The sequence below is a fragment of the Streptomyces enissocaesilis genome, assembly GCF_039533765.1.
GTDB lineage: Bacteria > Actinomycetota > Actinomycetes > Streptomycetales > Streptomycetaceae > Streptomyces > Streptomyces enissocaesilis.
Map to the genome: position 1 here is coordinate 40,137 of NZ_BAAAUD010000005.1, position 22,901 is coordinate 63,037.

The window sequence follows — 22,901 nt, forward strand, 5'->3', positions numbered from 1 at the left end:
CCTGGGGCGGGTCCCCGGCCCTGGCCCCGGTGCCCGCACGGGCCGGGGCGCCCGCGTCCGGAGACCCCGGGCTGTGTGCGGGGCGGGGTGGGCCCGTACCTTGGTGGGGTGTACCGGTTCCTGCTGACGCCCCGCTGGTGGGGGATCCACCTCTTCGTCGTGCTGGCCATTCCCTTCTGTGTCTTCATGGGGTCCTGGCAGCTCGGGCGGTTCGAAGACCGCGTCGAGACCCACCAGGCCGCCGAGGAGAGGCCCGATCCGGGCACGCAGGCCGCCGTACCCCTCGAAGAGCTGCTTCCCGTCGACAAGGAGACCTCCGGGCGGCCCGCCACCGCGACCGGGCGCTACGCCGAGCAGTTCGTCGTGCCCGGACGGGAGCTCGACGGCAAGCGCGGCTCCTACGTGCTGACCCTGCTGCGTACGGACGACGGCAAGGCACTGCCCGTCGTCCGCGGCTGGCTGCCCGCCGGGGGCAGGGCCGCGGCCGCGCCCCCGGGCGAGGTCACCGTGACCGGCGCGCTCCAGGCGTCCGAGAACTCGGGCACCGACGGCGTGCACACCGGCGGCGGACTGCCGGAGGGGCAGGTGGGGATGGTCAGCGCCGCCTCGCTCGTCAATCTCGTCCCGTACGACGTGTACGACGCCTGGATCACCCTCACCGAGGGCGATCCCGGCCTGCGGCCCGTCCCCGCGGTCGCACCGCAGGGCAGCGGCCTCGATCTCAAGGCGTTCCAGAACCTCGGCTACACCGGCGAGTGGTTCGTCTTCGCGGGCTTCGTGCTCTTCATGTGGTTCCGGCTCATGCGCCGTGAGGCGGAGGCCGCCCGGGACCTCGCCCTCGGAATCCTGCCGGAGGGCCCGCAGGCGCCAGAGGTGACAGAGGTACGGCAGAGCGAGGACGGGCAGCAGGCTGCCGAGGTGGCGGTCGGCGCGGGCACCGGCGACGCCGCCGGTGCCGACGGCAGGCGCGACTGAGGGGTGCGGCGACGGGGCGGGCGCCGTCTCCGGCCGTGCCCGCCCCGTCGCCGCACCCCCGCGCTCCGTTACTGCGCCGCCAGCACGCCCGTACGGTAGATCGTCCCCGCGCACGCGTTGGAGATCGTCGCCGCCGCGCTGGACGCACCGGCCTCCGGTGTGTGGCTCACCGAGACGCTGCCGTCCGCCGTGCCCAGTTGCGGCTCCATGCCGGCCTCCTGCGCCTCGCTCCCGTCGCCCGTACCGCCGGCGCCACCGGCCCCGGCGTCTTCCGTACCGCCCGTCGGGTCCGGGTCCGGGTCCGGGTCCGGGTCCGGACCCGGGCCCGGGCCCGGGCCCGGATCGCTGGGCTCGGGGTCGGGAGAGGGGTTGGTCGTCGGACAGCTCTCCGTCGGCACCCAGGCGAACTTCACCTCGTACGCCATGTCGGGCTCCAGCAGCAGGCCGGTCGTCTCCAGGGACGGGTCCGGCAGACCGGCCGCCGCGTCGCCCGAGGTGTGGTCGACGACGTTGACACGGCTGGGGTCGGCCGCGCCCATCGGCTGCGCGTACACCGAGCCCCGGCCGGCGACCGTGCACTGCATGCCGGAGACGTTGACGACCCGGAACGTGCCGTACACCTTGCCCTCGGCGTCGGGCGCGCCGGTGCCCGCCGAGACGACCGCGAGCTGGCTCGCGCCGCAGGTCGGCGTCGCCGCGGGCAGGCTGTCCGGAGCGTCGGCGCCACCGCCGCCGCCACCGCCGCCACCGCCGGTGCGGCGGCTCTTGCCGGTGTCCGAAGAACCCTTCTCGGCGTCCTTCTCCTTCTCCTTCTGCTGCTTCTTCTCTTCTCGGGAGAGCTCCTTCTCGGAAGGCTTCTCCACCACTCTTTTGCCCTTGCCGCCCTCGACGCCCTTCTCCCAGCCGGTGCCGCCGTGCGCGTCCCGCCCGTGGCCGGCTATCGACGAGCGGCTGTCGGCCGCCTCGTCGGAGTTCGCCACATGGACGAAGGCAGGGACCGCCGTGCCGATGAAGAGCGCGGCGGCCGCCATGCCGACGACGGCCTGGCGCCGTCTGGCGCGCCGGGCGGGGACCGCCCTGCGCAGGTGTTCCAGGGCGTCTCGCGAAGGCTCCAGCTCTTCCACGGCGCCGCGCAGCATCCGGCGCAGGGCGAGCTCGTCGCCCATGCCGAGGTCGTCGTCCGTGCCCGGGCCGTCGCCCGCAGGGGGAGCGTCGCCCGTGCCGGGAGCCTCGTCCGTATCGGGAGCGTCGCCCGCAGCGGAAACCTCGCTCGTGCCCCGGCCGTCGTCCGTGCCGGGCTCGTCGCGCTCGTTCGGACTGTCGTTCACTGTCGTTTTTCCAGTCAGGTCGTTCAACGGCCCGTCCGGCCCGTGCCGCTCTTGCTTTTCACTCATGCCGAAGCCTCCATGGCGACGCGGAGCGCCGCTATGCCGCGTGAACCGTACGCCTTCACCGAACCCAGGGATATCCCCAGCGTCTCGGCGCACTGAGCCTCCGTCATGTCCGCGAAGTACCGCAGGACCAGCACCTCGCGCTGACGCCGCTGGAGCCCCCGCATCGCCTTGATCAGCGCGTCACGCTCCAACTGGTCGTACGCCCCCTCCTCCGCGCTCGCCATGTCCGGCATCGGCTTCGACAGCAGCTTCAGGCCGAGGATGCGGCGGCGCAGCGTGGAGCGGGAGAGGTTGACGACGGTCTGGCGCAGGTAGGCCAGGGTCTTCTGCGGGTCGCGGACCCGGTTGCGCGCGGAGTGCACACGGATGAAAGCTTCCTGCACAACGTCCTCACACGAGGCCGTGTCGTCGAGCAGGAGGGCCGCGAGTCCGAGCAGGGAACGGTAGTGAGCCCGGTAGGTCTCGGTCAGGTGATCGATTGTGGTGCCCGCGGTCATGACGTCCTCAGCGCCCTCACGCGCGGACGGTATACGGGCGGGGCGTGCGGTCGGCATGGGGGCGATCACCGGCATGCCGCCGGGCGTGCGGGGCCGCCGGAGCGGGCGCACTGCTGCGCCTCGAGCCGGGCCCACTGTGATGTCGAGTACCTCTGCCACGCCTGTTGGACACGCTTCCCCCCGACAGGGTTGTACGCACGAGGCACCGCTTTTGACGGTGTTGCAAACGCCCGCATGCGCACCCGCCCTCCTGAATGCCCCGATTGTCGCGGCGTTTTGCCGGGGCGACCGCAAAGACGCTCCCCTCCCAACTGCCGGTTCCAGTAAGGCGGGGAGCGAATAGTCGAACAGAACCGCGCTCGGGTTCAAGTGGTACAGACTTCTTCTTGATCACAGAGCGTTCACAGATCCTACAAAGGATTCCGCTTTTCACCGCTCCGGTTTCACCGCCGGACTACACGGCTCCCAGCTCGGCGGCCACCAGCTCGGCGATCTGCGTGGTGTTGAGCGCGGCGCCCTTGCGGAGGTTGTCACCGCACACGAAGAGTTCGAGCGCCGTCGGATCGTCCAGCGACCGCCGCACCCGTCCCACCCATGTCGGGTCGGTCCCCACCACGTCGGCCGGCGTCGGGAACTCCCCCGCCGCCGGGTCGTCGAACAGCACCACGCCCGGCGCGGTCGCCAGGATCTCGTGCGCCCGCCCGACCGAGACCTCGTTCTCGAAGCGCGCGTGCACCACCAGGGAGTGCGTGGTGAGCACCGGCACCCGGACGCACGTGACCGACACCGGCAGACCGGGCCGGTCCAGGATCTTGCGCGACTCGGCGCGGATCCTGAGCTCCTCCGAGGACCAGCCGTCGTCCGCGAGCGTGCCGGCCCACGGCACCACGTTCAGCGCGATCGGGGCGGCGAAGGGCCCGGTGTCGTCGCCCACCGCGCGTCGTACGTCACCGGGGTGCGTCCCCAGTTCCGTACCCGCCACAAGCGAGAGCTGGGTGCGCAGCGCCTCGACGCCGGCCCGGCCCTCGCCACTCACGGCCTGGTACGAGGAGACGACGAGCCCGGCGAGACCGAACTCGGCGTGCAGCGCGCCGACCGCCACGATCATCGACAGCGTCGTGCAGTTGGGGCTCGCCACGATGGACCGCGGGCGGGTCCGTACGGCATGCGGATTGACCTCGGGAACGACCAGCGGGACATCCGGATCCATCCGGAAGGCCGCGGAATTGTCCACCACCACCGCGCCCTGGGCGGCGGCGACGGGCGCCCACCGCGCGGCCACCTCGTCGGGTACGTCGAACATCGCGACGTCGACGCCCTTCAGGGTCTCTTCCGAGAGCGCCAGGACCTCGGTCTCCTCCCCGCGCACGACCAGCTTGCGGCCGGCCGAGCGCGGGGAGGCGAGGAGTCGGATCTCGCCCCAGACGTCGGCGTGCTGGGACAGGATCTGGAGCATGACGGCGCCGACGGCTCCGGTCGCTCCGACGACCGCGAGCGTCGGCTTGCCGGTCACCGCCCGGTGCCTCCGTAGACGACCGCCTCGTCGGAGTCGCTGTCCAGGCCGAAGGCGGAGTGCACGGCGCGCACGGCCTCGTTGACGTCGTCGGCGCGGGTGACGACCGAGATGCGGATCTCGGACGTCGAGATCAGCTCGATGTTCACACCCGCGTCGGCCAGCGCCTCGAAGAAGCCCGCCGTCACCCCCGGGTTCGTCTTCATACCGGCGCCGACCAGGGAGATCTTGCCGATCTGGTCGTCGTAGCGGAGGGAGTCGAAACCGATGGTGCTCTTCGTCTTCTCCAGGGCGTCGATGGCCTTGCGGCCCTCGGTCTTGGGAAGGGTGAAGGAGATGTCGGTCAGACCCGTCGACGCGGCCGAGACGTTCTGCACGACCATGTCGATGTTGATCTCGGCGTCCGCGATCGACCGGAAGATCGCCGCGGCCTCGCCCGGCTTGTCCGGTACGCCGACGACCGTGACCTTGGCTTCGGAGACGTCGTGGGCGACTCCGGAGATGATGGCGTGCTCCACCTGCTGGTCCCCTTGCGGCTCGTTGCTGACCCAGGTGCCGCGCAGCCCCGAGAAGGACGAGCGGACGTGGATCGGGATGTTGTAACGGCGTGCGTACTCCACGCACCGGTGCAGCAGCACCTTGGAGCCGGAGGCGGCGAGCTCCAGCATGTCCTCGAAGGAGATCCAGTCGATCTTCCGGGCCTTCTTCACGACCCGGGGGTCGGCGGTGAAGACACCGTCCACATCGGTGTAGATCTCACAGACCTCGGCGTCCAGCGCTGCCGCGAGGGCGACCGCGGTCGTGTCCGACCCGCCCCGGCCGAGGGTGGTGATGTCCTTCTTGTCCTGGGACACACCCTGGAAACCGGCGACGATGGCGATGTTGCCCTCGTCGAGGGCGGTGCGGATCCGGCCCGGCGTGACATCGATGATGCGCGCTTTGTTGTGGACCGAGTCGGTGATGACACCTGCCTGGCTGCCCGTGAACGACTGGGCCTCGTGGCCCAGGTTCTTGATCGCCATGGCCAGCAGGGCCATGGAGATCCGCTCACCCGCGGTCAGCAGCATGTCGAATTCACGTCCGGCAGGGATCGGGGATACCTGCTCGGCGAGGTCGATCAACTCGTCCGTCGTGTCGCCCATCGCCGAAACCACGACAACGACCTGGTGGCCGTTCTTCTTGGCATCGACGATTCGCTTGGCGACCCGCTTGATGCCTTCGGCATCGGCTACGGAGGAGCCTCCGTACTTCTGCACGACAAGGCCCACGTGCGCTCCTCGTTAGTCATTACTGCGGTCGGCTCATTTTACCGAGCGGGCCGGGACCGCCCACGTGATATCGCATCGTGAGATGTCCCGCTCACGATCCGACCGCACGGCGACCCGCCCGCCCGGTGGGAATGCCTGCCCCGGCGGACTGCGGGTACGCGGAACGTGGGGCGGGTCACACGCTCGCGCGCTCCCGCGCACCGCAGGTCACCGCAGGTCTCAGGTCGCCGTGTGCAGGCCCAGTGGACCCGCCAGCTCCTCGGCCATGACCTTGCCGGCTTCCTTCTCCAGGTCCTCCTCGTCCAGGTCCTCGTCCGTGTCCAGGCCGTCCAGCTCCTGCAGCGGCTGGTCCAGGCGGACGTGCGCCACCAGGGACTGGAGGGCGCGCAGACAGGCGGAGGCGGTGGGGCCCCAGTTCGAGAAGTACGAGAACTGCCACCACCACAGCGCTTCGGTGGTCCGCCCCGCCCGGTAGTGGGCCAGGCCGTGGCGCAGGTCGGTGATGATGTCGGCCAGGTCGTCGGAGATGCGGCAGGCGACGGGCGCCTTGCGCGGCTCGTACGGGTCGAAGACCTCGGAGTACACGTCGATCGGGTCGAGCATGACGGCGAAACGCCGGCGCAGGTCGTCCGGGTCCGGCTCCGGACCGGTGTCCGCCTCGTAGCGGTCGTCGGGAACGATGTCCTCGTGCGCGCCCAGCCGGCCGCCGGCCAGGAGGAGCTGGGACACCTCCAGCAGCAGGAACGGGACCGCGCTGTCGGGCTCGTCGCCCTTCGCCACTTCCGTGACGGCGACGATGAAGCTCTCGATCTGGTCGGCGATCTGGACCGCGAAGTCGTCCGGGTCCTGCACCACCGCGTGCAGCAGCTTGGCGTCAGACATCGAGCAATCGTCTCCCCTCGAAGGCACGGCCCAGCGTGACCTCGTCGGCGTACTCAAGATCTCCCCCGACGGGGAGTCCACTGGCCAGGCGCGTCACCCGCAGACCCATCGGCTTGACCATCCTGGCCAGGTACGTGGCGGTCGCCTCGCCCTCCAGGTTCGGATCGGTGGCCAGGATCAGCTCGGTGACGGTGCCGTCCGCGAGGCGCGCCAGCAGCTCGCGGATCCGCAGGTCGTCGGGGCCCACGCCCTCGATGGGGCTGATGGCCCCGCCGAGTACGTGGTAGCGGCCGCGGAACTCGCGCGTCCGCTCGACCGCGACGACATCCTTCGGCTCTTCGACGACACAGATGACCGCCGGGTCGCGGCGCGGGTCACGGCAGATCCCGCACCGCTCCTCCTGTGCGACATTGCCGCACACCGCGCAGAAGCGGACCTTGTCCTTGACCTCCATGAGGGCATGGGCGAGGCGGCGCACATCGGTCGGCTCGGCCTGGAGGATGTGGAAGGCGATCCGCTGCGCGCTCTTGGGACCGACGCCGGGCAGCCTGCCCAACTCGTCGATGAGGTCCTGGACCACGCCTTCGTACAACGGATTGCCTTCCTCGCCCTGCCGGTGTTGCGGTCTTGCCTGGTACGTACGGTAGTTCCTGCGGGGCCGCCTTAGAAGGGCAGACCCGGCATCCCGCCCAGCCCCTGGGCCAGCGGGCCGAGCTTCTCCTGCTGGAGCTGGTGCGCGTTCTCGTTCGCGGCCTGGACCGCGGCGACGATCAGGTCCGCGAGGGTCTCGGTGTCCTCCGGGTCGACCGCCTTGGGGTCGATCACCAGGGCGCGGAGCTCTCCGGAGCCGTTGACGGTCGCCCTGACCAGGCCACCGCCGGCCTGACCGTCGACATCGGTCCGCGCGAGCTCGTCCTGCGCCTTGGCGAGGTCCTGCTGCATCTTCTGGGCCTGCTGGAGCAGCTGCTGCATGTTGGGCTGGCCACCACCGGGAATCACGGTCACTCCTGGCACTTCGTCGACGATTGTTTCGGTAAGGCGAGCCTACGTGTTCGACGGGCAGCGCGCGCCATGCCCTGCGAGGCGACTCTTTCGGGTGAGACCTCCGGGCCCCCACGGCTGACCACGTCCTGGTTCCGGCCGGAAAAACTGGTATGCCGACCCCACGGACCACCATTCGGCGGTAGGAAGAGCACGCCACACCACTTCACGCAATGTCACGGATCACGCATACAGCGCAAGCGCAGAGGAGTGCCCGGTGAGCCAGCCGGAGATGCAGCCCGAGGGGTCGCCGGTCCGGGGGAGGGCGGGGGCGTCCCCGAGCGGTCGCACGACGAGGACGACCTGACCGGAAGGCCCTTCCCCCTCGGCGACTGGGGCGAGCCGGCGGAGCGCCTCGACGAGCTCTACCGGTGGGTGGAGGCGAACGCGCTGCGCACGGCCGGCTGGTACCTCGCCGACCGGACCTGGAAGCGGCGCGGGGCCCGTGCGCTGCGGACGGGCACGGCCGCCGGCGTGATCACCGGGGCCGCGCTGCCGCTCGTCGACCTGGCGGGGGCGGTGGACGGCGCCGCGGGGTGGGGCTACCTGGCGCTGCTGCTGGGAGCCGCGTGCGTGGCCTGCGACCGGTACTTCGGGCTCACGTCGGGATGGATCAGGGACGTGGCCACGGCGCAGGCGGTGCAGCGGCGTCTGGAGGCGCTGCAGTTCGACTGGGCGTCGGAGAGCGTACGGGAGATCCTCGGCCCGGCGGAGGGGACGGCCGGCGAGGCGGCCGAGCGGTGCCTGACCGTGCTGCGGCGGTTCTCGGAGGACGTGGCGGAGCTGGTGCGGTCGGAGACCGCGGACTGGATGACGGAGTTCCGGGCGGGGTACGTGCCCCTGGGGACGCGGCCCGCGGAGGGGGCGGGCACGGCCCGCCCGGACGGCGGGGCGCCGGCCGGGCGGTACACGCTGCCTCCGGGGACGCGGCCGAACATGCCGCGGCAGCGGCCCCCGGAGTCGCCCCGCTGAGGCGGGAGCGGCGGCTTCGTACGGCTAGCTGAAGATGATCATGGAGCCTTGGCCGAGGCTCCGGGTCGCCGCCGCGTGCAGGCCCAGCCAGACGTGGCGTTCGCGGGCGAAGGGACTGTCGTCGTACGGAAGGGCGCCCGCCGGCTCTTCCAGGGTGGTGGGCCGGGCGGGCGGAGGGGGCGGTGACGGCGGGTTCACCGGATCGATGCCTATCGCGGGGGCGACGAATTCCAGCTCGCGCAGCAGGCCCTGGGTGGAGCCCAGCGGGCCGCCGCCCGCCAGGAGTTCCTCGGTGGACAGGGGCGCCGCGTAGTCCACCGGGACGTACGCGCCCGCGTGGTCGTAGTGCCAGACCAGGTGCGACTGCTGGGCCGTCGGTTCGAACATCTCCAGGAGCTGCTCGTAGTCGCCGCCCAGGGCGTCCACCGGCGTCACCTCCAGGCCGCAGATCCGGAGCAGGTACGCGCGGCGCAGGAAGTGCAGGGCGTCGTAGTCGAAGCCCGCCACCGGGGCGACGTCGCCCGAGAGGCCCGGCATGTAGGCGAACACGGGAACGGTCGGCAGGCCCGCTTCGGTGAGGGCCTTGTCGTACGACGCGATCTCTTCGGCGAAGGGGTTGTCGGGGCTGTGGCACAGCACATCGACGAGGGGGACCAGCCACAGGTCACAGGCCACGTACGGCTCGCTCTCCACTGGGTTCGTGCAGCAGTCCAGGCAGCGTAGTGCTACCGGGTCGCCGCGCACAGTTCGCAGGTCGCCCCAGTCTGTTCACTCCCGGCCGCCCACGTCCCAGATCCAGGCCCCTCCCACGTACTCGGCCTCCTCGCCGAGCAGCCGCGTCACCGCGTCGCGCAGCGCCGGGGCGTTGTCCTGCGGTGCGAGTACGACCACTCCCGCCCGCCAGAACTCCAGGTCCGCGCGTGCCTGGGCCCGCCGGTCGGGGCCGATGCCGGGGATCGCGCCGCCGTAGCGGATGTCGCGCAGGAGGTTGGAGGTGTGGCGCGGGGGCGCGCCGTAGATGCCGATGCGCTCCGGTCCCCACGGGCCGTTGAAGTAGCCGCCGGCGACCGGGAAGTGGGGCGCGGTGGCGGACTGCCAGTGCAGCGCCTCCGCGTTGCCGGGGTCCGGGAGCGGTACGGGGACCACCGATTCGCCCTCGGCGACGTACGACTTCCACGTGCCGTCCGCGATGAACGCCGGCACCTCGGGGCGCTCCCGCACCGGCATCGGCGTCGGGACGATCGGCACGAGCGCGAGGGCGAGGGCCGTCAGGCCGAGGGTGCGGGGCAGGCCGCCGGGGAAGGCGCGGACGCGGTCGGCCGCCAGCGCCACCAGGACGCCCAGCACCGGGGCGCAGATCATCGCCACCCGCGACTCGATGACCGACTCGAAGAGCGGCTGGTGGGCGAGTGCCCGCCACGGTCCCGGCAGGATCACCTCGGTGTGCGGGACGCGGAACCTGGGGCCGAGGGAGAGCAGCGCCGCGGCGAGGCCGGTGAAGGTGAGCGCCTTGACCAGCGGGAGCCGCCACAGGCTCAGCGCGACGGCGGAGGCGAGACCGGCCAGCGGCCAGCCGTAGAAGGCGTTCTGCTCGGTGCGGTTCATGGCGAGCGGATCGGCCCGCGCCTCGTCGCCCAGCAGCGCGCGGCCGGAGAACTCCAGGAAGGCGAGCGGGCTGTTGCCGGCGTCGTCGCCGTGCAGCACGCTGTGGTAGCTCTGCGGCCCGAAGAACTGCCAGTACAGCGGGAAGGCGACCAGCGGCAGGCAGACCGCGGCCGCCACCCCGAGCCCCTTGAGCAGCGGGCGCCGCACCGCACGCGCCACGTCGCGGTGCGCGAGGGCGTACGAGAGCGCGAAGAGCAGCATGCCCATGGCGGCGAGGAGGAGCGGCTCCTCGCCGAGGAAGATCTGGTACGCCGCGAACAGCCCCAGCAGCGCCCCGTCGCGCACGGCCCTCGGCGGCTCGTCCGGGTCGCAGAGGCGCAGGGCCCGGTCGATGATCACCGGGATCATGAAGAGCACCGCGAAGTTGGGGTGGGCGTTGGCGTGCGAGACCATCGGCGGCGCGAAGGCGCACAGCGCGGCGCCGGTGGCGGCCGCCCAGCGGCTGCGCACGAGCCGCTTCGCGATCAGCCAGTACCAGGCGACGGCGGTCGCGGCCAGGCCGGCGGTCAGGACGAGTGCCCAGGTCACGGTGGGCCCGAGGGCCAGGGTGACGGGGGCGAGCGGCACGGACAGGCCCAGCATGACGGTGTTCGCCATGAGGTTCACGCCGTCGGGATGGTTCTGGACCGTCGTGAAGAGCGGGTTGCGGAAGTGGGTGACGTTGTCGGCGGTGACGGCGAAGAACCACTCCCACTGGTTCTGGTCCTGCCCGGAGTCGGCGAGGTAGTGGTGGTCCAGGTCCGCCCAGAGGTCCTTGTAGAGCAGCAGCGGGGCGAGGAGGAAGAGCGCGGTGACGGCGAGGTCGACGGGCCGTACGCGCCGCGCCTTCAGCCGCACCAGTTCGAGGAGCACCTTGCCGTAGTCGGCGGGCCTGACCTTGGAGCCCTCCTGGTGCGCCCAGCGGACCGGTACCTCGGCGACCCGCCATCCCGACCGCCGGAAGAACTGCAGGATCTCCACGTCCGTCCCCCACCCGTCGAGGCGGGCGTCGGCGAAGGCGGTGCGCGCCTTGTCGCCGTCGAAGAGCTTGAAGCCGCACTGGGTGTCCCGTATGCCGGGCACGGCGACGGCCCGTATGAGCCGGTTGCCCATCCTGCCGAGCCACTCGCGGACGCGCTGCTGGTGCACGTCGATGGACGAGTCGGGGTGCGCGCGCGAGCCGATGGCGGCGGCGAGCCCGCCGTCGTACTCGGACAGCTCCTTGTCGAGGCGGTCGAGTTCCTCGATGGGGGTGGCCAGGTCGGCGTCCGTCACGAGCACCCTGGCTCCGCGCGAGGCGAGGACGCCGCGCCGCAGGGCGTGCCCCTTGCCCCGGTTGCCGGTCTCGTCGGCCTCGACCAGCAGGATGCGCGGCTCCCGGGCCGCGGCGGCCCGTACCGCGTCGGCCGTGCCGTCCGTGGAACCGTCGTCGACGACGATCAGCTCCCAGCCGCCCCAGCGGCCCGGGTCGGCGCGCAGGTGGGCGCAGATCGCGTCCAGGGTGGGGCCCAGGCGCCGTTCCTCGTTGTACGCGGGGACGACGACCGTCAGGTCGGCTCTCACTGTCGCGGACACTCCAGCCGCTCGCCGTTCTGGCCGTGTTCGCCACTGCTGTCACTGCCGCCGCGCTGACCGCTCTCAAGGCTTTCGGCCCACGCCAGCATCTTCGCGTGGTACGCCCCGATGACCGCCCGTACCGCCTCGACGTCCCCGCGCGTCACCGCGTCCACGACGTCCGAGTGGCCGTTCCACATCCGGGCCCCGAGGTCCGGGTCGCCCCGCAGGTGCGGGACGGAGAAGACCCAGCAGCGCAGCCGCAACTGGTGCAGGAACCCGGAGATGTGCGGGTTCTCGACGAGGACACCGAGCTCGCGCCAGAAGCGCAGGTCGTACCCGATGAATATGTCCAGGTCCCCGGCGCGGGCCGCCCGCGCCGCCTCGTCCGCCCGGCGTCTCACGGCCATGAGCACACCGGCCCCCGTCACGCTCCGGCCGCTTTCGGCGAGCTTGCGGAAGACGCCGTCGGCGATCAGGGAACGCGCTTCGACCATGCCCCGGAAGTCCTCCACCGAGATCTCGCGGACGCGGAAGCCGCGGTGCTGGTCGGAGTCGAGCAGGCTCTGCGCCGCCAGGTCGACGAGCGCTTCCCTGACGGGCGTCGCGGAGACCCCGTACTGGTCGGCGATCTGCTTGACGGTGAATTCCTGCCCCGGCCGCAAACGCCCCGCGAGCACCTCGTCACGCAGTGCGTCGGCTATCTGCTGCCGCAGGGTATTGCGGGTCACAGGTCCGCTCGCGGGCATGGCGTCTTTCCCCTTCGTCCGGCTCCGGACACCTTAGGCGGTGCCGCCGGGAGCCTGCGGGAGGGGCGGCGGCGCCCCCTTCGCGCGCGGGCGGGAGGCGCGGGAAGGGGGCGCCGCGGGGAGAGGCGCGGGTCAGGCGGTGGTGTGCTCGTCCGCCGCCGACAGGGCGGTGTCCAGGACCGCCAGGCCCTCCTTCGCCTCCGCCTCGGTGACGTTGCACGGCGGGACGACGTGCGTGCGGTTCATGTTGATGAAGGGCCACAGGCCGTTCTTCTTGCAGGCCGCGCCGAACGCCGCCATCGGGGCGTTGGCCTCGCCCGTCGCGTTGTACGGGACGAGCGGTTCGCGGGTCTCGCGGTCCTTGACCAGGTCGAGGGCCCAGAACATGCCCGTGCCGCGGATCTCGCCGATGCTCGGGTGGCGCTCCGCCAGCTCGCGCAGGCCCGGGGCGATCACCGTCTCGCCGATGCGCGCGGCGTTCTCGACGACGCCCTCCTCCTCCATCACCCGGAGGGTGGCGACGGCGGCCGCGCAGGCCAGCGGGTGGCCGGAGTAGGTGAGGCCGCCGGGGTAGGGGCGCTTGTCGAAGGTCTCGGCGATCTCGGCGGAGATCGCCACGCCGCCCAGCGGCACGTAACCCGAGTTGACGCCCTTCGCGAAGGTCATCAGGTCCGGTACGACGTCGAAGTGCTCGGAGGCGAACCACTTGCCCGTACGGCCGAAGCCCGCCATGACCTCGTCGAGGACGAAGACGATGCCGTACCGGTCGCAGATCTCGCGCACGCCCGCGAGGTAGCCGGGCGGCGGCGTCATGATGCCGGCCGTGCCCGGGATCGTCTCCAGCACGATCGCGGCGATCGCGGCCGGGCCCTCGAAGGCGATGGTGTCTTCGAGGTGCTGGAGCGCGCGGGCGCACTCCTGGGCCTCGGTCTCGGCGTAGAAGGGCGAGCGGTACAGGAACGGCCCCCAGAAGTGCACCGTCCCCGACGTGCCGTTGTCGGAGGCCCAGCGGCGCGGGTCGCCGGTCAGGTTGATCGCGGTGGTCGTACCGCCGTGGTACGAGCGGTAGGCGGCCAGCACCTTGTGGCGGCCCGTGTGCAGACGGGCCATGCGGACGGCGTTCTCGACGGCCTCGGCGCCGCCGTTGGTGAAGAAGATCTTGTCGAGGTCGCCGGGGGTGCGCTCGGCGATGAGGCGTGCGGCCTCGGAGCGCGCTTCGACGGCGAAGGCGGGCGCGAAGGTGGAGAGGGTCGCGGCCTGCTCCTGGATCGCCGCGACGACCTTCGGGTGCTGGTAGCCGATGTTGGTGAAGACGAGGCCGCTGGCGAAGTCGAGGTAGCGGTTGCCTTCGTAGTCCCAGAAGTACGAACCCTCGGCGCCGGCGACGGCGAGCGGATCGATCAGGCCCTGGGCGGACCAGGAGTGGAACACGTGGGCGCGGTCTGCGGCCTTCACGGCCGCGCCGGCCTGAGAATCGACATGAGGGGTCATGGGGCCAGCGTAGAGACGCCCAGGTCGGGCACGACATGGCCACCCTGTATGGACTGCGCCACTTTGGTGAGCAGGGTGTCGATGCCCTCGGGCACTCTTGACAACACACTGTCCATTCGACAGCTTATTGTCATAAGACTTCGGAACCGGGGAGACCGTCATGACAGCCAGGACCGTGCACCTCGCCGTTTACGACACCTTCGCCGACTGGGAGACGGGCCACACCACCGCCCACCTCGCGCAGAACGGCTACACCGTCCGGACCGTCGCCGCGACCACCGGTCCCGTCACGACCATGGGCGGTCTGCGCGTCCAGCCCGACCTCACCCTCGACGACGTACGCCCCGAGGACAGCGCCCTGCTCGTCCTCACCGGCGCGAGCCTCTGGACCGGGACACCAGGCGCTGCCGCGGCGGGCTCCGGCGACCTCGCCCCCTTCGCCCGCAAGGCGCGCGCGTTCCTCGACGCGGGCGTGCCGGTCGCCGCGATCTGCGGGGCCACGGCCGGGCTGGCGCGCGAGGGGCTCCTCGACGACCGCGCGCACACCGGCGCCGCCTCCTTCTACCTGGCCGCGACCGGCTACAAGGGCGGCGAGCACTACCGCGAGGCGGACGCCGTCACCGCCGAGGACGGCCTCCTGATCACCGCGGGACCGACCGAACCGGTCGCGTTCGCGCGCGAGGTCTTCTCCCGCCTCGGGGTGTACGAGGGCGAGAAGCTCGACGCCTGGTACCGGCTGTTCCACGACTCGGACGCATCCGCCTTCGAGGTGCTGGAGTCATGAGCGGCGAAAGCACCCCGGAGCAGGAACTGGAGCGGGAGCTGCTGAGCCGCACCGCGCTCGGCGTCTTCCGTCTGAACGGCCAGTTCCTCGCCGTCTCCGAGGACCTGGCCCGCCCGGCCGGACTGACCGCCGCCTGGTGGCAGGTCGTCGGCGCCGTCCTCCACGAGCCGCTGCCCGTCGCCGGGATCGCCCGCGCCATGGGGATCACCCGTCAGAGCGTGCAGCGCGTCGCCGACCTCCTCGTGACGAAGGGCCTCGCGGAGTACGCCCCCAACCCCGCCCACCGCCGGGCCAAGCTGCTGCGGCCCACCCCGGCCGGCCGGGACGCCGTACGGAAGATCGAGCCGGGGCACGCGGCGCTCGCGGCGCGGCTCGGCGCGGAGCTGGGCGAGGAGGGGTTCGCCGAGGCGGTGCGGGTGCTGGAGCGGCTCTCCGAGGCGCTGGAAGCGGTCGCGGAGCCTGCGCGCGTCCCGGAACCGTAGGCGCCCGGAACCCGCCGTTGTCGTACCGGCGCACTATCCTCGGTTCGTTGGGGGACGTTTCGGGGGAGGGGTGACGCCGTCATGGAGAAGCTGGGTCCGAAAGACCCGCAACGGATCGGCGCCTACCGGCTGTTGGCACGCCTGGGCGCGGGCGGGATGGGGCAGGTCTACCTGGCCCGCTCCGACCGCGGCCGTACGGTCGCGGTCAAGCTGGTACGTCGGGAACTCGCCGAGCAGGAGGAGTTCCGCGCCCGCTTCCGCCAGGAGGTGGCGGCGGCGAGACGGGTCGGGGGGCAGTGGACGGCGCCGGTTCTCGACGCCGACACGGAGGCGGCGATCCCGTGGGTCGCCACGGGGTACGTCGCGGGGCCGGACCTCCAGACGGTCGTTTCCGGGGACACCGCCGGCCACGGCCCGCTGCCGGAGCGGTCGGTCCACATCCTGGGGGCGGGCCTCGCGCACGCGCTCCGGGACATCCACGCGGCCGGCCTCATCCACCGCGACCTCAAACCCTCCAACATCCTCATCACCATCGACGGCCCCCGCGTCATCGACTTCGGCATCGCGCGCGCCCTGGAGACGACCACGACCACCCTCGCCCTGACCAGAGTCGGCGCCCTGGTCGGCTCCCCCGGGTTCATGGCCCCGGAGCAGGTCCGCGGCGAGCCGATCACCCCGGCGTGCGACATCTTCTGCCTGGGTTCGGTCCTGGCGTACGCGGCGACGGGCCGCCTCCCGTTCGGCACGGCCGACAGCGGCGTCCACGCGCTGATGTACCGCATCGCGACCGAACCGCCGGCGCTGGACCAGGTCCCGGAGGGCCTCCAGGACCTCGTCCGGGCCTGCCTGCACAAAGACCCCACCGCACGCCCCGCCCTCACCGACATCCTGGAGCGCACCCGGGGCGGCAGCGGCAACGAGCCCTGGCTCCCGGCAGCCCTGGTGGCCCACCTCGGCCGCCACGCCGCACAACTCCTGGACGTCGAGGACCCGGCCGATCCGGGACCACCCGGAGTCCCCGGCCTCGCGGACCACGGTGCCGGGAGGGGACGTGCCGGGGCGCTCCCCGCAGGGCGTCGCACGCAGCCACCCCGGACGGACCGCCACCCCGGACGTCCGGCGCCCGAGCAGACGCCCCGGCACGGCACCGGTCCCGGAGTCCCCGCCCCGCACGCGATGCCGACCGTGGCGACGCCGCCCACCCCGTACGCCCAGCCCCAGCCGCACCACACGCCGCCGCAACCCCCGCCGCACCCCGCACCCCCGCCGCCGCACCCCACCCCGCCCGGCGGCTACGGCTACCCCGCGCCGCAGTACGCCTACCAGCCGCCGCCCCCCGAACCACCGCCCCGCAGCGGGCGTGCGACCGCCGCGCTGATCGCCGTGGCGCTGGTCGTCGCGCTCGGCGCGGGCGGTTCCGTGTACGCCTTCATGAACCCGGGCAGCGAAGAACAGCACACCTCCCACCAGGACACCCGCACCGAAAACCCCAGCCCGTCCGCCCAAAGCGAAAAGACACCCGCCCCCTCGCCCACTTCCTCCCCCTCCCCCTCGCCCTCCGCCCAGGACGGCTCCATACCCGCCGGATACCTCGGCACCTGGATCAGCGGCCTCGACAACGAAGCGGGGCACAACACACGGCGCCTCGTCATCCGGCAGGGAAAGGCGGGCGACCCCGTCCTCTCCCTCACCGCGGACGGCCCGGCCGAGGGCGGCGGCACCTACCACTGCGTCTTCGAGGCGGACCTGGCCGCCGACCCGGGCGACGGCTCGCCCCTGCGGATCGGCCCGTCCCGCGTCACCACCGGCGAGCCGATGAGCTCCTGCACACCGGGCGCCGCGACCGAGGTGACGCTGCTCTCCGACGGCCGGCTCCGCCGGGTGAACACCGCCGGCGGCGAGTCCCTCACGTACACGAGATCAGACTGACGAAGCCCCGCACCGCCCGGACACGGCGCGGGGCCCGGACACGGCGCGGGGCCCCGGCGTGTTCTCACGCCGGGGCCCCGCGTCGTACCGCTCGTTGCGTCGGGTCAGATGAACGAGTTGATCTCGATCGTCTCGGTGCGGCCGGGACCGACGCCGATCGCCGAGATCGGCGCGCCCGACATCTCCTCCAGAGCCTTCACGTACGCCTTCGCGTTCTTCGGAAGCTCGTCGAAGGTCTTCGCCTTCGAGATGTCCTCGGACCAGCCGGGGAAGTTCTCGTAGATCGGCTTCGCGTGGTGGAAGTCGGTCTGGCTGTACGGGAGCTCCTCGACGCGCTTGCCGTCGATCTCGTACGCCACGCACACCGGGATCTGCTCCCAGCCGGTCAGCACGTCCAGCTTCGTGAGGAAGAAGTCCGTCAGACCGTTGACCCGCGTCGCGTACCGCGCGATCGGGGCGTCGAACCAGCCGCAGCGCCGGTCGCGGCCGGTGGTGACACCGCGCTCGCCACCGATGCGGCGCAGCGCCTCGCCGTCCTCGTCGAACAGCTCCGTCGGGAACGGACCGGCACCGACGCGCGTGGTGTACGCCTTGAGGATGCCGATGACGCGGCTGATCTTCGTCGGCCCCACGCCGGTGCCCGTGCAGGCGCCGCCCGCGGTCGGGTTCGACGACGTCACGAAGGGGTACGTGCCGTGGTCGACGTCGAGCAGCGTGCCCTGGCCGCCCTCGAAGAGGACGACCTTGTCCTCGTCGAGCGCGTTGTTGAGGATGAGCGTCGTGTCGGCGACGTACTGCTTGATGTTCTCGCCGTGCGCCAGCAGCTCTTCGACGATCTGCCCGGCCTCGATCGCACGGCGGTTGTACAGCTTCGTGAGCAGCTGGTTCTTGATCTCCAGAGCCGCCTCGACCTTCTGGGTGAGGATCGACTCGTCGTAGAGGTCCTGCACGCGGATGCCGGTGCGGTTGATCTTGTCCGCGTACGTCGGGCCGATGCCGCGGCCCGTGGTGCCGATCTTGCGCTTGCCGAGGAAGCGTTCCGTCACCTTGTCGACCGTGACGTTGTACGTCGTGATGACGTGGGCGTTGCCGCTGATCAGGAGCTTGGACGTGTCGACGCCTCGCTCGTTCAGACCGCTCAGCTCGGAGAGCAGGACCGACGGGTCGATGACGACGCCGTTACCGATGACCGGCGTGCACTCAGGCGAGAGGATTCCGGAAGGGAGGAGATGCAGCGCATACTTCTGGTCGCCGACGACGACCGTGTGGCCGGCGTTGTTGCCGCCCTGATAGCGCACTACATAATCAACGGATCCACCGAGCAGGTCGGTGGCCTTTCCCTTGCCTTCGTCACCCCACTGAGCACCGAGCAGCACAAGTGCGGGCACAGGCGTACACCCCTTCCGGGCGGGGCATGTCCAAGGTCAGGGGGCGTACGTACGGTGTACACCCGATACTGAGCCGTCGGACCGGTTGCCCCGGAATAGACGAAGCCCCTGGCGCAATAGCGCAAGGGGCTCTTGCACAAAGATGCTACCCGAGGAAGGACCGAGGTGTCGGCTCCGGAGCCCACCGCGCGCATCGCGCATCCGCTGCTGGTGGTCATCGACCCGGTCGCCCGGCGTACGGACGGCGAGTCCGTGCGTATCGCGAAGGACGTCCTGTGCGCCGGCGCCGACGTCAGGATCTGCCTTCCCGAGGGGCCGGAGGAGTTCGCGCGGGCCCTGGCGCGGCGGGGCGGCCGCCGCCCCGTGGTCGTCGGCGACGACCGGGCGCTGCTGCGCGCGGTGGCGCTGCTGCACCGGGAGAGGGACCTCGGCGACGGCGCGCTCGCACTCGTCCCCGTGGGGACCTCGGTGGACCTCGCACATGCGCTGGGGGTGCCGAAGGGGGCGGTGGCGGCGGCCCGTGCGGTCCTGGAAGGGGCGGTGCGCCGGCTGGATCTGCTGGTGGACGACAGCGACGGGGTGGTGCTGGGCGATCTGCGGATCCCGGCCGCGCCGTCGCCCGTCGCCTCCGCCGTGTCCGTCTGGGGGGTGTGCCGTTCGCTGGTACGCACGCTGGCGCGGCCCGCGCCACGGCCCGCGCCGCCCCTCGCCCGTACGTACCGGCTGCGCGTCGAGGCGGACGGGGTCCTGCTGAACGACCTGGACCGGCCGGTCGAGGACGTCTCGCTGTGCTCGCGCGGCGGCCGCGCCGAGGTGGTGATCCGCCCGCAGGGCGGGGAGCAGGTGCGGGTGGAGGCGCTCGCGGTGACGGTGTCGGGGCCGGACTTCCGCTACCGGGCCGACGCGCTGGTGTCGGGCCCGGTCCGGCGGCGGACTTGGACGGTGCGGCCGGGGGCGTGGGCGCTGCTGCTGCCGGCCTGACGGCGGTGCAGGCCCGGGCGGCGGTGGCGCTGGCGACAGCGCTGGCGGGGGCGGGGCTCGCGGGTCCGCGCCGCCGCGACCTGCCGACCTCACCGGCTCCCCCCGTTCCCCCGACCCCCCGCTCCCCGATCGCCGCAAGGGGTCAGAACTCGACGCGCAGCTCCCGCAACCCCCGGATGACGTACCCCGGCTTCCACTCCGGCTCCGCCACGAGCCGCATCGCGGGAGCGCGGCGCAGCAGCTCCCCGAACGATGCGGCCAGTTCGAGCCGGGCCAGCGGGGCGCCCAGGCAGTAGTGGATGCCCGCGCCGAACGAGACGTGCGGATTGCAGGCGCGGGACAGGTCCAGGGCTTCGGGGCGGTCGAAGGCCGCCGGGTCCCGGTTCGCCGAGCCGAAGAGCAGCGCCACCTCCGCGCCACGCGGAATCACCGTCCCACCGACCTCGATGTCGTCCAGCACCCACCGTTCGAAGAGCTGCAACGGCGTGTCGTACCGCATCAGTTCCTCCACGGCGGTGGGGAGCAGCCCGTGGTCCGCGCGCAGCGCGGCCAACCGCTCCGGATGGCGCAGCAGCGTCCACCAGCCGTTGGCCGTCGTGTTCACCGTCGCCTCGTGCCCCGCGTTCAGCAGCAGCGCGCACGTCGAGACCATCTCCTGCTCGCCGAGCCGGCCGCCGTCCTCGTCGTCGTGCGCGGCGATCAGCGCCGAGACGAGGTCGGGGCCCGGGTCCTCGCGGCGTACGGCGATCAGCTCCCGCAAGTACGCCGAGAACTCGACCGATGCCCGGACCGCCCGCCGGGCCGTCTCCTCCGACGGGTTCAGCTCGTACATCCCGCAGATGTCCGCCGACCAGGGCCGCAGGAGGGAGCGGTCCGGCTCCGGGATGCCGAGCATCTCCGCGATGACGGCGACCGGCAGCGGTTCGGCGACGGCGGACAGCAGGTCCCCGCCGCCCTCCGCGACGAACGCCCCGGCCAGCTCCGCCGCCAGCCGCCGCACGGTGGGCGCCAGCCGTTCCACCGTGCGCGGGGTGAACGCCTTGGCGACCAGGCGCCGGATCCGGGTGTGGTCCGGGGCTTCGAGGTCCAGCAGCCCGTGGTCGTTGAGCGCGTGGAACGGCTCGTGCCCGGACGGCGGCGGCGTACGGCCGAACTCCTCGTGCGTGAAGCGGTGGAGGTACGTACGGCCGAGGCGGCGGTCGCGCAGGAGGGCGGAGACGTCGGCGTGGTGCGGGACCAGCCACTGCCGCGTCGGCTCGTACCAGTGCGCGCGGCCACGGGCGCGCAGCTCGGCGTAGGCGGGGTAGGGGTCGGCGACGAAGGAGGGCGACGAGGGATCGAACGTCTCTGCCATGGACCGACGCTAGCCGCCCGCTACCCCGGTGTCACCAGCCGCGCCTCGTACGCGAACACCGCCGCCTGGGTGCGGTCCCGCAGGCCCAGCTTCACCAGGACGCGGCTCACGTGCGTCTTGATCGTGGACTCGGCGACCACCAGGTGCGACGCGATCTCCGCGTTCGACAGGCCCTGGGCGATCAGGACCAGGACCTCCGTCTCGCGTTCCGTCAGCTCGCCGAACTGGGCGAGCGCGGGCGGGCGCGGGGCCTCCGCCAGCTTCGAGAACTCCGAGATCAGACGCTTGGTGACCGTCGGGGCCAGCAGCGCCTCCCCGGCCGCCACCACCCGCACCCCCTCGGCCAGCTGGCGCGCCGAGGCGTCCTTGAGGAGGAAACCGGACGCGCCGGCCCGCAGCGCCTGGTAGACGTACTCGTCCAGGTCGAACGTCGTCAGGACCAGCACCTTCGCGTCCGCGTCGGCGGCGACGATCTCGCGCGTCGCGTCGATGCCGTTCAGCTCCGGCATGCGGATGTCCATCAGGACGACGTCCGGCCGCAACGCGGCGACCTGCGCGATCGCCTCGCGGCCGTTCACCGCCTCGCCGACGACCTCGATCCCCGGCATCGCGTTCAGCAGCACCGTGAAGCCCTCGCGGACCATGATCTGGTCGTCGACGATCAGTACGCGGATGTCGCGGGCGGTCATGCGGCCGGCTCCGGAGCGGCCTCGGCCGGGGCCGGGGCCACCGGCACGAAGACCGCGACCTCGTAGCCGCCGTCCCCCGTCCCCCGCGCCGTCATCTCCCCGTTCAGCATCGCCACCCGCTCCCGCATCCCCGTGATCCCGTGCCCGGCCCCGGGCGACGGCTTGACCGGCCCCCGCGGCGGTGTGTTCACGATCCGCAGCCCCAGGCCCCCCAGCACGTACGACACCTCCACCTTCGCCGTCGCCCCCGGCGCGTGGCGCAGGGCGTTGCTCAGCGCCTCCTGGATGATCCGGTACGCCGAGAGCTCGACGCCCGGCGGCAGTTCGCGCACCGCGCCCGTCACCGTCTCGTCCACCGTCAGGCCCGCGTCCCGGACGTTGGCGAGCAGCCCGTCGAGCTCGGCCAGCGTCGGCTGCGGGGCGTCCGGCGCCTCGTAGTCCTCCGCCCGTACGACGCCGAGCACGCGCCGCAGCTCGGTCAGCGCCGCCACCGCGTTCTCGCGGATCGTCACGAAGGCCTGCTCCAGCTCGGGCGGCGGGTTCTCGACCCGGTACGGGGCGGCCTCCGCCTGGATCGCGACCACCGACATGTGGTGCGCGACGACGTCGTGCAGTTCGCGGGCGATCGTCGTCCGCTCCTCCAGCAGGGTGCGCCGGTCGCGTTCCACGGCGGTGACGGTCTTCTGGACGGTGACCTCCTCCTTCGCCTCCCGGCGGACGTGCAGCACGGTGACGACGAGCAGCGCCAGGAGGGAGACGAAGGCCATCGCCCCGGTGTCGTCGGAGTGCCCGTAGCTGTTGGCCGACATCATGAGCCCGAAGACCAGCGTCAGGGTCCACATCCAGGCCGCCGTGCGCGGCCGGGTCCTGGCCGCCACCACGACCAGCACGACGAGGTGTCCGACGAAAGCGCTCTCGGTCCACGGGAACGTGACGTCGTAGCCGCCGCTCGCCAGGCCGGCCGACACCAGCGTGGCCGCGAGCGACAGCCACCACGCCAGGACCGGGCGGAACAGGGTCAACACCACGGGCACGGCCGACACGGCGCCTATCAGCAGCATCCCGGCCCCGGAGAAGCGGTCGCTCGCCCCGACCGTGGTCGCCGACAGAACGGTCAGCAGGGCCAGGCCCAGCACCACCGCGTGCGGCGTCCACTGCCCGTACTCCCTCACCCGGGCCGGCAGCTTGCGGGCGAGAGGACGGTCCATGCGCACCCGCGGCAGGGGACGGTAGGCCAGCATCCCCTCGATCAGGTCTTCGCGCAGGCCACTCAGCGCCCCCATCGCCAGGCGGAGCTCGGGGCTGCGGTTCTCG

21 protein-coding genes are annotated in these 22,901 nt (G+C 72.1%); 6 read left to right on the forward strand and 15 right to left on the reverse strand.

Translation table 11 applies throughout. The annotated features are described in order from the left end of the window. Nucleotides 1-108 precede the first annotated feature (108 nt). Entirely contained in the window at nt 109-975 is an 867-nt protein-coding gene (locus ABD374_RS01000) for an SURF1 family protein (protein WP_344489040.1), read from the forward strand. Between the two features lie 68 nt (nt 976-1,043). On the opposite strand, the gene ABD374_RS01005 is transcribed toward ABD374_RS01000, so the two are convergent. The 7 genes from ABD374_RS01005 to ABD374_RS01035 all read right to left on the reverse strand — a co-directional run bounded on the left by ABD374_RS01005 (nt 1,044) and on the right by ABD374_RS01035 (nt 7,528). Continuing rightward, the gene (locus ABD374_RS01005; RefSeq protein ID WP_344489043.1) at nt 1,044-2,369 is read right to left on the reverse strand and encodes a hypothetical protein; all 1,326 of its coding nucleotides are present in this window, start codon (nt 2,367-2,369) and stop codon (nt 1,044-1,046) included. Then, nucleotides 2,366-3,025 (reverse strand): SigE family RNA polymerase sigma factor, encoded by a 660-nt coding sequence (locus tag ABD374_RS01010; RefSeq protein WP_344489046.1) that lies wholly within the window; start codon nt 3,023-3,025, stop codon nt 2,366-2,368. The genes ABD374_RS01005 and ABD374_RS01010 overlap by 4 nt, the downstream gene beginning before the upstream one ends. Before the next feature lie 295 nt (nt 3,026-3,320). Next, on the reverse strand, nt 3,321-4,379 hold the full coding sequence (locus ABD374_RS01015; protein ID WP_344489048.1) for an aspartate-semialdehyde dehydrogenase: 1,059 nt from the start codon (nt 4,377-4,379) through the stop codon (nt 3,321-3,323). Next, the gene (locus ABD374_RS01020; RefSeq protein ID WP_214899771.1) at nt 4,376-5,647 is read right to left on the reverse strand and encodes an aspartate kinase; all 1,272 of its coding nucleotides are present in this window, start codon (nt 5,645-5,647) and stop codon (nt 4,376-4,378) included. Before ABD374_RS01020 ends, ABD374_RS01015 begins: the two co-directional genes overlap by 4 nt. Before the next feature lie 219 nt (nt 5,648-5,866). Further along, entirely contained in the window at nt 5,867-6,529 is a 663-nt protein-coding gene (locus ABD374_RS01025) for a DUF5063 domain-containing protein (protein WP_344489056.1), read from the reverse strand. Further along, entirely contained in the window at nt 6,522-7,121 is a 600-nt protein-coding gene (gene recR / locus ABD374_RS01030; RefSeq protein WP_344489059.1) for a recombination mediator RecR, read from the reverse strand. The genes ABD374_RS01025 and recR overlap by 8 nt, the downstream gene beginning before the upstream one ends. A gap of 71 nt (nt 7,122-7,192) precedes the next feature. Next, the gene (locus ABD374_RS01035; protein ID WP_344489062.1) at nt 7,193-7,528 is read right to left on the reverse strand and encodes a YbaB/EbfC family nucleoid-associated protein; all 336 of its coding nucleotides are present in this window, start codon (nt 7,526-7,528) and stop codon (nt 7,193-7,195) included. A gap of 252 nt (nt 7,529-7,780) precedes the next feature. On the opposite strand from ABD374_RS01035, the gene ABD374_RS01040 reads away from it, so the two are divergent. Beyond that, on the forward strand, nt 7,781-8,542 hold the full coding sequence (locus tag ABD374_RS01040; RefSeq protein ID WP_425577091.1) for an SLATT domain-containing protein: 762 nt from the start codon (nt 7,781-7,783) through the stop codon (nt 8,540-8,542). Nucleotides 8,543-8,566: 24 nt separating this feature from the next. On the opposite strand, the gene ABD374_RS01045 is transcribed toward ABD374_RS01040, so the two are convergent. From ABD374_RS01045 to ABD374_RS01060, 4 genes are all read right to left on the reverse strand, one after another. Continuing rightward, nucleotides 8,567-9,217, reverse strand: a complete 651-nt coding sequence (locus tag ABD374_RS01045; RefSeq protein WP_344489516.1) for a hypothetical protein — start codon at nt 9,215-9,217, stop codon at nt 8,567-8,569. Nucleotides 9,218-9,310: 93 nt separating this feature from the next. Further along, a complete protein-coding gene (locus ABD374_RS01050) occupies nt 9,311-11,749 on the reverse strand; it encodes a glycosyltransferase (RefSeq protein ID WP_344489065.1) in 2,439 nt (812 codons plus the stop codon). After that, entirely contained in the window at nt 11,746-12,489 is a 744-nt protein-coding gene (locus tag ABD374_RS01055) for a GntR family transcriptional regulator (protein WP_344489067.1), read from the reverse strand. Before ABD374_RS01055 ends, ABD374_RS01050 begins: the two co-directional genes overlap by 4 nt. A gap of 132 nt (nt 12,490-12,621) precedes the next feature. Continuing rightward, complete coding sequence (locus ABD374_RS01060) at nt 12,622-13,980, reverse strand: aspartate aminotransferase family protein (protein ID WP_344489071.1); 1,359 nt, start codon at nt 13,978-13,980, stop codon at nt 12,622-12,624. A gap of 160 nt (nt 13,981-14,140) precedes the next feature. Here ABD374_RS01060 and ABD374_RS01065 point away from each other — a divergent pair, with 160 nt between their 5' ends. From ABD374_RS01065 to ABD374_RS01075, 3 genes are all read left to right on the forward strand, one after another. After that, nucleotides 14,141-14,764 (forward strand): DJ-1/PfpI family protein, encoded by a 624-nt coding sequence (locus ABD374_RS01065; RefSeq protein ID WP_344489074.1) that lies wholly within the window; start codon nt 14,141-14,143, stop codon nt 14,762-14,764. Next, entirely contained in the window at nt 14,761-15,246 is a 486-nt protein-coding gene (locus tag ABD374_RS01070) for a MarR family winged helix-turn-helix transcriptional regulator (protein ID WP_344489078.1), read from the forward strand. The genes ABD374_RS01065 and ABD374_RS01070 overlap by 4 nt, the downstream gene beginning before the upstream one ends. An 81-nt stretch (nt 15,247-15,327) precedes the next feature. Beyond that, complete coding sequence (locus ABD374_RS01075; protein ID WP_344489081.1) at nt 15,328-17,175, forward strand: serine/threonine-protein kinase; 1,848 nt, start codon at nt 15,328-15,330, stop codon at nt 17,173-17,175. Nucleotides 17,176-17,279: 104 nt separating this feature from the next. Here ABD374_RS01075 and ABD374_RS01080 read toward each other — a convergent pair whose 3' ends face one another. Then, nucleotides 17,280-18,563: an adenylosuccinate synthase gene (locus tag ABD374_RS01080; RefSeq protein WP_344489084.1), complete on the reverse strand. Its 1,284-nt coding sequence runs from the start codon at nt 18,561-18,563 to the stop codon at nt 17,280-17,282. Between the two features lie 165 nt (nt 18,564-18,728). On the opposite strand from ABD374_RS01080, the gene ABD374_RS01085 reads away from it, so the two are divergent. Then, nucleotides 18,729-19,544: a diacylglycerol kinase family protein gene (locus ABD374_RS01085; RefSeq protein WP_344489087.1), complete on the forward strand. Its 816-nt coding sequence runs from the start codon at nt 18,729-18,731 to the stop codon at nt 19,542-19,544. 142 nt (nt 19,545-19,686) lie between these two features. On the opposite strand, the gene ABD374_RS01090 is transcribed toward ABD374_RS01085, so the two are convergent. From ABD374_RS01090 to ABD374_RS01100, 3 genes are read right to left on the reverse strand one after another with little or no spacing between them, the layout of a single operon-like run. After that, nucleotides 19,687-20,898 (reverse strand): cytochrome P450, encoded by a 1,212-nt coding sequence (locus ABD374_RS01090; protein WP_344489090.1) that lies wholly within the window; start codon nt 20,896-20,898, stop codon nt 19,687-19,689. Between the two features lie 20 nt (nt 20,899-20,918). After that, nucleotides 20,919-21,587 (reverse strand): response regulator, encoded by a 669-nt coding sequence (locus ABD374_RS01095; protein WP_344489093.1) that lies wholly within the window; start codon nt 21,585-21,587, stop codon nt 20,919-20,921. After that, nucleotides 21,584-22,870 carry a sensor histidine kinase gene (locus tag ABD374_RS01100; protein ID WP_425577099.1) on the reverse strand — a complete coding sequence of 429 codons (1,287 nt, stop codon included), beginning with the start codon at nt 22,868-22,870 and terminating at the stop codon, nt 21,584-21,586. Before ABD374_RS01100 ends, ABD374_RS01095 begins: the two co-directional genes overlap by 4 nt. Nucleotides 22,871-22,901: the final 31 nt, after the last annotated feature.